Source organism: Actinosynnema sp. NPDC059797 (assembly GCF_042732085.1).
Taxonomy (GTDB): domain Bacteria; phylum Actinomycetota; class Actinomycetes; order Mycobacteriales; family Pseudonocardiaceae; genus Actinosynnema.
In genome coordinates, this window is the sequence record NZ_JBHWIE010000600.1 from 1 (window position 1) to 2,893 (window position 2,893).

Here is a 2,893-nt window from a genome sequence, read left to right on the forward strand (position 1 = left end):
GCGGCGGGGAGCTGGGCCCGGCCTGGCACGCGGCGGGCAGCGGGGTGAACAAGCCCAACGCGTTCGCCGACTACGCCGCGGCGGCCCGGTGGCTGATCGACCGCGGCGTCACCACCCCCGACCGGTTGGCGGTCAAGGGCTCCTCGCACAGCGGCCTCATGGTCGCCACCGGCATCACGCGCGACCACGGCCTCTACGCCGCGGCCGTCTGCTCCGGCGCGCCGACCGACATGGTGCGCTACCCGCACCTGGGCATCGGCCCGTGGTGGCTCGCCGAGTTCGGCGACCCCCGGGACCCCGCCCACCTGGGCGTCCTGCTCGGCTACTCGCCGTACCACCGGGTGCGGCCCGGCACCCGCTACCCGGCGGTGCTGATGATCACCGCCCGGACCGACCCCCGCGTCGGCGCGGCGCACACCCGCAAGTTCACCGCCGCGCTGCAACACGCCACCACCAGCGGGAAACCGGTCGTCCTGCGCTGCGAGGACGGCGTCGGCCACGGTCCGCGCGCCGCTTCCCGCTGGATCGACGCGGAAGCCGACGCCCTCGCCTTCTGCGCCGCCCACACGGGGCTCGACCCCCGCCCCTGACCCGCCCGGCGGACCGCGACCGCCTTACGCGCCCCGGGTGTCGAGCGCCTCGACGGCTTCCACCAGGGGGCGCAGGGTCTCGTCGCGGCGGGCGTCGTCGAGGGCTTCGCGGAGCGCCTTGCCGTGGGTGGGGCGGGCGGCTCCCAGGAGGGCCGCGCCGGCTTCGGTGACGTCGGTGTAGATGCCGCGCCGGTCGGTGGGGCACAGGTAGCGCGACAGCAGGCCCCGCTCCTCCAGCCTGGTCACCAGGCGCGTGGTGGCGCTCTGGCTCAGCACCACCGCGTCGGCGACCTGGCGCATCTGGAGGTGGCCGCCCTCACCGTTGTGCTGGCGGCTGAGCACCTCCAGCAGGGAGTACTCGCGCACGCTCAGGTCGTGGGCGGCCTGGAGCGCGCGCTCCACCCGCGCCTCGATGCGGCCGTGCAGGACCGACAGCGCGCACCAGGCGTTGGCCGGCGCCGTCATGGGAGGAGCGGTGGCGGTCATCCCGACCTCCTCGTCGAGAGGGGTTGCACACCGCAAGCCTACGTCACAGCGACACTACCCGCGTTTGCACATAGCCCGCGTCTGCAACTATTGTCAGCGCCTGTAAACGTCTGACGCAAGTTCCTGGAAGGCTCCTCTCATGCCTCTCGCGCTCGTGGCCCTGGCCATCGGTGCATTCGGGATCGGCACCACCGAGTTCGTGATCATGGGCGTGCTGCCCGAGGTCGCCGGCGACTTCGGGGTCTCCATCCCCACCGCGGGCTGGCTGGTGACCGGGTACGCCCTCGGCGTGGTCGCCGGCGCGCCGCTGCTGACCGTCCTGGGCACCCGGGTGCCCCGCAAGAAGATGCTGATGGCGCTGATGGGGCTGTTCATCGTCGGCAACGCGCTCTCCGCCGCCGCGCCCGCGTTCGCCGTGATGCTCGCCGGCCGGGTCGTCTCCTCGCTGGCCCACGGCGCGTTCTTCGGCGTCGGGTCCGTGGTCGCGGCCTCCCTCGTCGCACCGGAGAAGAAGGCGTCCGCCATCTCCCTGATGTTCACGGGCCTGACCGTGGCCAACGTCGTCGGCGTCCCCCTCGGCACGATGATCGGCCAGTCCGCCGGCTGGCGGGTGACCTTCGCGATCGTCGCCGCGCTCGGCGTGGTCGGCCTGCTGGGCGTGGCCCGGCTGGTGCCGGACCTGGGCCGCCCCGGTGGCGCGACGACCGTGCGGACCGAGTTCGCGGCCTTCCGCAACGCCCAGGTGTGGCTCGCGATGGGCATGACGGTCCTCGGCTTCGGCGGCGTGTTCGCCGCCGTCACCTACATCGCGCCGATGATGACCGAGGTCGCCGGGTACTCCCCCGGCGCGGTCACCTGGCTCCTGGTCCTGCTCGGCGTCGGCATGTTCGCCGGGAACCTGGTGGGCGGCCGGTACGCCGACCGCGCGCTCATGCCGATGCTGTTCGGCTCGCTCGGCGCCCTCGCGCTCGCCCTGCTGCTGTTCACCTTCACCGCGCACGACCGGGTCCTCGCCGCGATCACGCTGACCCTGATCGGCGCCCTCGGGTTCGCGACCGTGCCGCCGCTGCAGAAGTGGGTGCTCGACCAGGCCGCCGCGGCCCCCACGCTGGCCTCCGCCGGGAACATCGGCGCCTTCAACCTCGGCAACGCGCTCGCCGCGTGGCTCGGCGGCCTGGTGATCTCCGCCGGCCTCGGCTACACCGCGCCGAACTGGGTCGGCGCCCTGCTGGCGGGCAGCGCCCTGCTGCTGTCGTTCCTGGCGGCCGCGCTCGACCGCCGCGCCCGGGTCGTCGCGCCGGTGGACGCCGTGCCGGCGCCGGCCCGCTGAGGTCGGTCGCCTTTTCACCCGACAGCGGGAAAACGGCCACCGAACGGGTCGCAGTCGTCCCCCGGCCGAGGCCGTCCACGGCCCGGGATCGGCCCTCCGGGAGCACCTCTGCCGCCTCCCGGCACCGACGCGACCGGTGTCGCGGCCGTCCCCCGTCCTCACATCGCGCACCCCGCTCTTCCTGTGCCGTGCACCGTTCCGGTGATCAACGATCAGATCGTCACCCACCGTCACTGATCGGCGACCTGCCGTATCGGCCGTCCGTACCATGTGGCTGGCCCGAACGGTCTGCTCCACCACCGCCGACAGCCAGGTGGACGTCCCCGGCACCGCAGCCCCCCAGGAGGAGCACACCATGACCGCCGTGACCAGGAGGACGTTCCTGCTCGCTTCGCTCGCGGCCGGGGCGCGGGCCGCCGCCGGCCGCGCGCCGTCACCCCCGGCCGACCTCACCGCGGTGCGGGGGGCGAGCGAGCGGCGGGGGGGC

General features: G+C 74.1%; 4 protein-coding genes. 3 read left to right on the forward strand and 1 reads right to left on the reverse strand.

What is annotated here, in order from left to right; genetic code table 11:
* The coding region (locus tag ACFV4N_RS42250; protein WP_499678320.1) for a prolyl oligopeptidase family serine peptidase at positions 1-590 on the forward strand (590 nt) is incomplete at its 5' end.
* 24 nt (positions 591-614) lie between these two features.
* On the opposite strand, the gene ACFV4N_RS42255 is transcribed toward ACFV4N_RS42250, so the two are convergent.
* Complete coding sequence (locus ACFV4N_RS42255; protein WP_499678321.1) at positions 615-1,076, reverse strand: MarR family winged helix-turn-helix transcriptional regulator; 462 nt, start codon at positions 1,074-1,076, stop codon at positions 615-617.
* Between the two features lie 139 nt (positions 1,077-1,215).
* Here ACFV4N_RS42255 and ACFV4N_RS42260 point away from each other — a divergent pair, with 139 nt between their 5' ends.
* Positions 1,216-2,406 (forward strand): MFS transporter, encoded by a 1,191-nt coding sequence (locus ACFV4N_RS42260; protein ID WP_499678322.1) that lies wholly within the window; start codon positions 1,216-1,218, stop codon positions 2,404-2,406.
* A 268-nt stretch (positions 2,407-2,674) separates the two neighbouring features.
* Positions 2,675-2,893, forward strand: a 219-nt coding sequence (locus ACFV4N_RS42265; protein WP_499678323.1) for a hypothetical protein, incomplete at its 3' end; no start/stop codon positions are given.